The 6699-nt window shown below is 64.7% G+C and carries 5 protein-coding genes; 3 read left to right on the top strand and 2 right to left on the bottom strand.

Going from position 1 to position 6699, the window contains the following annotated elements; translation table 11 throughout:
• Positions 1 to 59 precede the first annotated feature (59 nt).
• Both JW929_06430 and JW929_06425 read right to left on the bottom strand, forming a co-directional pair.
• Positions 60 to 428 (bottom strand): GxxExxY protein, encoded by a 369-nt coding sequence (locus tag JW929_06430; GenBank protein ID MBN1439032.1) that lies wholly within the window; start codon positions 426 to 428, stop codon positions 60 to 62.
• 111 nt (positions 429 to 539) lie between these two features.
• Entirely contained in the window at positions 540 to 1733 is a 1194-nt protein-coding gene (locus JW929_06425; protein ID MBN1439031.1) for an AGE family epimerase/isomerase, read from the bottom strand.
• Positions 1734 to 2121: 388 nt separating this feature from the next.
• Between JW929_06425 and JW929_06420 the strand changes: the two genes are divergently transcribed.
• The 3 genes from JW929_06420 to JW929_06410 form a co-directional block, all read left to right on the top strand.
• Positions 2122 to 3519 carry a hypothetical protein gene (locus JW929_06420; GenBank protein ID MBN1439030.1) on the top strand — a complete coding sequence of 466 codons (1398 nt, stop codon included), beginning with the start codon at positions 2122 to 2124 and terminating at the stop codon, positions 3517 to 3519.
• Between the two features lie 154 nt (positions 3520 to 3673).
• A complete protein-coding gene (locus JW929_06415) occupies positions 3674 to 5725 on the top strand; it encodes a PAS domain-containing protein (GenBank protein MBN1439029.1) in 2052 nt (683 codons plus the stop codon).
• 242 nt (positions 5726 to 5967) lie between these two features.
• Positions 5968 to 6699, top strand: a 732-nt coding sequence (locus tag JW929_06410; protein ID MBN1439028.1) for a sigma-54-dependent Fis family transcriptional regulator, incomplete at its 3' end; no start/stop codon positions are given.

The raw sequence follows: 6699 nt of genomic DNA, 5'->3' as shown, positions 1-6699 counted from the left end.
GGGGGAAGGGGCCAGGGGATAGGGGTGAGGATGGAAAAGAGCAGGATTTCATTTCAGTATTACTGAGGCTGAGCAGATACGATTTTTCTATATTCACGATATTTATGCTTAATCACAACCGAGGGGCCGAAATTTATCAATAGGCCATGATCAATCCCCGTTGCCGCCAGATAGTGGACAAGTTGCGCCTCGAATTCTATGCCCATCACCGCCACGGATTTCAATTCAACGATCAGGATATCATCGACCAGGATATCCGCAAAATATTCCCCAACTTTTTCCTTCCCATAGAAGACTGGAATCGGAAATTGTTGCTTAATCGAAATCTCATCAAAGGACCTTAACTCGATTACCAGGGCGTTTTCATACACTTTTTCGAGGAACCCGAATCCAAAATGATTATGAACTTTAAATGCACAACCGATGATTTTTCACAAAGCTTCTCCAGATTCATTTCCCCCCCTTTTCGGTTTTTTTATAATAGAGAAATCCTGCCAATTTTGAGAAATCTTGAAAATCCTGTCCAATAGATTTTTACCCTATTCCCCCAACCGCGCCATCATTTCCAGGCAGGCCCGGACCGAATGGTAGGGGCAATCCCACGGGCCAATCTTGTACCGGCCGGGAACCGGCTTCCCGTCGCGCGACAGCAGTTTAAACCATTCCCCATGCTCGCTATCCGCATGGCGATCCCGGATATAGCGCCAAACCCGGTGTGCGGCTTCGGCGAACTCCTCCCGTCCGGCAATCTGGCTAGCGTTATAAAACCCCACCATCGCCTCGACCTGGGTCCACAGGGCCTTCTCCGTATTCACCACCCCTTGCGGACCGCCCTCGTAGACCACGCTTCCGTCCTTCTCCACCGCCTCGCGCAACACCGCCTCCGCCAGGCGGATCACCGGACCGCGGGTTTTCTCCCGCAGGTCCGCATCGGCCTGGATCCCGGCCGCCTCCCAAAGCAGCCAGCTGGCCTCGATATCGTGTCCGTAGGAGTGGATCTCCGAAAGCGGGTTCCACTCGTCGTCGAAGAACAGGCGGAAGTGATCCGTCTGCGGATCGAGGATCCGGTTGAGGAAGGTTTCCAGCAGGGCACGGTGTTGAGCCTTCAGGCGCGGATCGTCCCACACCCGGAGCAGGTTGGTGTAGGCCTCGAGGATGTGGAGGTTGGTGTTCATCGATTTCGCGCAGGCCAGGTCGACTTCGCTCAACCTGGAATCGGAAAGCGGTTCCCACCTGCGGTTGCCGCCTTCGCGGTATCCGCCGTGGACCGGCTCGAAGGCGTGTTGTTCCAGGAGCTCGAACAACGATTGGGCCAGCTTCAGGCTGTGCGGCTCCCGGGCCGCGCGGTGGAATTCCGAAAGCCCATACAGTCCGAAGGCCTGGGCGTAATGATGCTTGCGGTCGATCACCGGCCGGCCCTGCAAATCGACATCGAAATACAATCCGCCGAATTCGGGATCCCAAAACACGCCGGTGAGGTAATCGTACGCACGGCGCGCCATTTTCAGGTTTTCTTCGCCGCCGAGGACCCGATAGGCGGCGGAATAGGCCCAGAGGATGCGGGCGCACAGGACCGCCGAGCGCGGCACGCCGTTCAGCACCTGCAGGTCGTTGGTGACGGCGCCGTAAAAACCGCCGTTGACCGGATCCACGGCATGCTTGATCCAAAAAGGCAGGATGTTGCCCGTCAGCTCGTCCTTCAGTTCCTTCCGGAATTCGTCTTTAATCAGCATGGCTCTCCCCAAACCAAGTTTGTTCCCGTTCGCCGGCAACGTTTCCCGCCCCCAAGTAATCCATTGTACCCTCCGAGCAATGCCGCCCGGCCGGGGAAGGCATCCCGGTTGTCATTGCGAGCCGCCGCAGGCGGCGAAGCAATCTCCTTCGCCCGAGGAGGACGGACTTGGAAACCAGGCGCCTGGATTGACGCAATCCAAGTCCCTATTAGCGGGCTGTTGAAATAATCCAGGTTCATCTACCAAAAAACCGGTGAACCATGCAATTCCCATGCCAGTGGCATGAATATTGCACCTTGATTTCTCGGCGCCCTGCATCTATACTCGATCCCGACTCAGCCTGCATATCAGGCACCGCAGGCCGGGAGGCGCTAAAAGGAAGGCAACCATGGCTGTTATCCAGCGCGCCCAACCCCGCATCCGCCAGACCACCACGGCCCATCTGACCCAGACGATGAGCCTTCTGGAGCTCTCACGAGCCGAATTGAACCAGTGGCTGAACTCCTCCCTGGCGTCGAATCCGGCGCTGGAGGTGGTCGAGCCCGAAATCTGCCCCACCTGCCGCCGCCCGCTTTATCAGCCCGGCCCCTGCCCCGTATGCCACCCGGCCAAGGAGGAGCCGATCGTCTTCCTCTCCACCCCGCCGGCGCGCCGGTCCTCGGCCGAGGATACGGACAACTTGCCGGAAGTGGCCCAGCCGGAAACTCTAGCCGACTACCTGATGGGCCAGATCGGTCCGGAGCTCAGCGACAAAGAGCGGCCGATCGCCCAGTACTTGCTCGCCCGGCTCGACGACAACGGGCTGATGCCCGAACCGCCGCTCGAGAGCGCCCGCTTTCTGCACGTTTCGCCCTTCGCCGTGGAAAAAGTCCTGCGCGCGATCCAGCGCTGCGACCCGCCGGGGGTCGGCGCGCTGAGCACGGTGGAAGCCCTGCTGATCCAGATCGACGCGCTTTCGGAAAGCGGGACGGTTCCCCCCGGCGTGCGCGAGATCGTCTCGGCTCACCTCGAGGAATTGGCCCACGGCGAATTCGCCGCGATCGCCAAGGACCTGCGCCTCCCGCGGTCCGCGGTCGATGAGGCGGCCCATTTCATCAAGGTCAACCTCACGCCCTATCCCGGCCGCACCTTTTTCCGCACCGGACCGGGGCGCGCCGAATCCGACCCGGACCTCTACCGCGAGGCGGAGATGACCTTCCGGACCCAGCCGGGCAACCCCGGCGGTCCGCTGATCGTCGAAGTCTACGCGCCGCTGGCCGGGCGCGTGCGCGTCAACCCCGAATTCCGCCAGATGGTGCGTACTCTCACCGGGGAGGAGCGCGAAAAGTGGAACGAGAAGGTCGAGGAGGCGCTGTTGATCGACAAGTGCCTGCGTCAAAGCCAGAACACGCTGATGCGCCTGGCGGCCGCGCTGGCCGAGCAGCAGCGCGCCTTCATCCTCGGCACCGACCGCGAATTGCGGCCGCTGACCCGGGCCGAGCTCGCCAAGCGCCTGGCCGTGCACGAATCCACCGTCTCGCGCGCGGTGAGCAACAAGCGCGCCGCGCTTCCCAGCGGCCGGATCGTGCCGATCGCGCGCTTCTTCGACCGTTCGCTCTCGGTCCGCGACATGGTCCGCGAGATCGTCTCCGACGAATCCAAGGCGCTTTCCGACACCGAGATCGTTTCGCGGCTGGAAGCCCAGGGCGTGCACATCGCCCGCCGCACGGTGGCCAAGTACCGCGCGATGGAAGGCATCCTGCCCATGTCGCTGCGCCGCGCCCAGCGCGCGCACGCGCGGGCGTGACCTCGCCCCCATCCCCCGGCCACCCCTTCACCCCGCCGGAAGCCTCCGGTTCCCCTCTCCCAGCACCTGCCCTCGCGAAGCGGGGGTATGCTGGGAGAGGGGTCGGGGGTGAGGGGGAAGGGGTCGGGGGATGGGGTGAGGAAGGAATCCGCTCTTGACCGATACGCGCTCCTCCCGCAATCCCGCGCGCAAAGTGCGCGCCGCCCGTAAATCCGGATCGGTCCGCAAAACCGAGGCCGCCGCGCCGCCGCTGTTGGCGATGCTCAAACCGGCTCCGTCGGCTTCGGCGCTTTCGCCGCAATCGATCACCCTGGCCGAAATCCACCATGAATTACTGTTCGCCCTTTCCTATCCGCGCGGAATCGTCACCGACGTCAATCCGCTGGTGTTGCGCAAGCTGAACGCCGAGCGCGAATCGGTGATCGGCCGGGCGCTGGCCGAACTGCTCGGCGTCCCGGAGATCATGACCTACCTGAAGGATTTGCCGGTCGGCCGGCCGGTGCGCTTCTCCCAGCGGCTGACGCTCGGCGCGGACGGCGAGGCCGCGGTGTGGGACATCCGCGCCGCGCGTGCGGTGGCCGCGGAGGGCGAGGCGCTGCTCACCATGCGCCTCCTGGAGGAGCGGCGGCCGGCGGCTTCGGCCGGGGCGCCGCCGCGTTTCGACAACCTCCCGGCGGCGGTCATGGAGGCCGCCGACCTCGGTTCCGCCGAACCGCTCCTGGATTGGGCGCTGGACGCGGCGCAAGCCTCCGGCGCCGGTTTGTTCTACGCCCACCGCGAAAGCGGAGAGCAGGTCCGCGGATTCGAGCGCAATCTGCCGGCGGACGTTCCCCACGAACTGCCGCCGCTGCCCTCCTCCGACCGCAACGCCGCGCTGATCTGGAAGCGCGACGCCAAGATCGACGGGGAATTCTTCCCCTGGGCGGCGGCCTGCGGCTGGCAATCCGCAATGCTGTTTCCGTTGCCGGATTCGCCGGTCAAGGGCGCGCTCCTGCTCGGCTGGAAGGAGGCCGAGTCCCCGGCCTGGCTCGAAACCGCGCTGACCGCCTTTTCCGCCTCGCACGCCGCGCTGCTGCGCGGCTGGCAATCCCGCCAGCAGGTGTTCGAGATGCAGCGCAAAGGCAAGCGGGCCGAGACGGCGATGCAGGTTTTAATGGAGGAACTGCCGCAGGCGCTGGCGTTGGTGCGGGTCGCCGACGGGCGGGTGATGGAAACCAGCCTCTCCTGCGAGCGGATGCTCGGCTATTCCGGCGCCGCGCTTGCGGCGATGCGCCTGGAGGATTGGCTCACCGCGCCGGAGGCGGTGGTGGCGGTGCGGGCCGCCTGCCAAAGCGGACGGATCAACGAAAGCGGCGAACTGACGCTCTACCGCCGCGACGGCGAGGGGTTTCCCGCGGTCCTGCGCGCCATCCCCCTGCGCTCCGGAGAGACGGCGGAATTCCACGAGGTGCTGGTGACGATCACCGACCTCACCTCCAGCCGCGACGCGCGCCTGGAGGCGCGCCACCTTCAGCGCCAGGCGGTCCTGGGCTGGATGGCGGCCTCCTTCGCTCACGAAATCCGCAATCCGCTCAACAACCTCTCCCTGCAGCTCGAGGAACTGCGCACGCTTTACCAACTGCCCGGGGAGGCTTCGAAGCTGGTGGGAGATTCCAAGGCCGAGTGCGACCGGTTGACGGAGATCTCGCGGCGGATGTTGGATTTCGCCCGCGGGCAGGATTTCCGCCCGGCCCCGACCGACATCGCCGCCCTGGTGAGGCGCGTCCTGGCGCGGATGCAGCCGGTGCTCGAGCGCGCCGGGGTCAAGTCGCTCTTCTCCGCGCCGGAGGATCTGCCCCAGGCGATGGCGGATCCGATGTCGATCGAGCAGGTGATCCTCAACCTGATCGACAACGCCGCCAAGGCAATGCCCGAAGGCGGCCATCTGGGCGTGAGCCTGCAGCTTTCGGCGCTCGAGAGCGGCGCGCCGGCGGTCGAGGTCCGCGTGGCCGACACCGGCCAGGGCCTTCCGCCGCAGGTGCGTGAGAAACTGTTCCAGCCGTACGTCACCACCCGCTCCGACGGGCACGGGTTGGGGCTGGCGCTCTCGCGCCACATTCTGGATGCGCACCGCGGCGCCCTGCGCGCCGACACCTACCCGGGAAGCGGGACCGTGTTCCGGGTGTTCCTGCCCGTGGCCTCACCCCCGACCCCTCTCCCAGCATAAGCTGGGAGAGGGGAGCCGGAGGTTGTCCGGCGGGGTGAGGGGGAGGGAAGAAGGGGGAATAAAAGGGTGAGAAGAGGAATGGTCAAAAAAGAATCATTCGCGCACTTTGCTTTCTTCGTGTCCTTCGTGCTCTTCGTGGCGAATTAACTTCCTCATCCATCCCCCAACCCCCTCCCTTGTCCCGGCCTATGCCGGGTGAAGGAAGGGGGCCAGGGGGAAGGATGAGGCTGGAGGTCTTACGCATGCCCTTCACCATCCTGATCGTCGACGACGAAGCCAAAGCCCGCGGATCGATGGGGCGGCTGCTTTCGGCCGAGGGCTACGAGATCCTCGAGGCCGAAAACCTGGCCGGCGCCGTGAAGACCCTGAACGACCACCTGCCCGACATCCTGCTGCTGGATTTCAACCTCCCGGACGGGCACGGGCTGGACCTGCTGCGCAAGCTCTCGGCGGCCAAACCGCGCCCGCAGGTGGTGGTGGTCACCGGGACGGCGAGCATCCCCACCGCGGTCGAAGCCCTGCAGCTCGGCGCGGCCGATCTGCTGGAGAAGCCGGTCGACATGGCGCGGCTGAAGGGCGTCGTCAAACGCGCGACGGAAATTGTCCGCCTGCAGCGCGAGCTGGATTACTACCAGGAGAGCGCGCGGGCCGAGGCGATGGACTGGGTGATGGGAGAGACGCCGGCGATGCAGGCGGTGTTGAAGGAGGCCCGGCGCGCCGCCGCCACCTCCACGCCGGTGCTGATCACCGGCCAAACCGGGACCGGCAAGGACGTACTGGCCCGCGCGATCCACATGATGGGGCCGCGGGCCGCCAAGCCCTACATCCCGATCAACTGCGCCGCCCTGCCGGCGGACGTGATCGAATCCGAACTCTTCGGCCACGAAGCGGGGGCCTTCACCGACGCCGCCAAACGCAAACCCGGGATGGTCGAAGCCGCCGACGGCGGCGTGCTGTTCCTCGATGAGATCGGC

This window comes from Anaerolineales bacterium, assembly GCA_016928575.1.
Lineage (GTDB): Bacteria > Chloroflexota > Anaerolineae > Anaerolineales > RBG-16-64-43 > JAFGKK01.
This window is presented reverse-complemented; position numbering and strand designations above follow the sequence as displayed.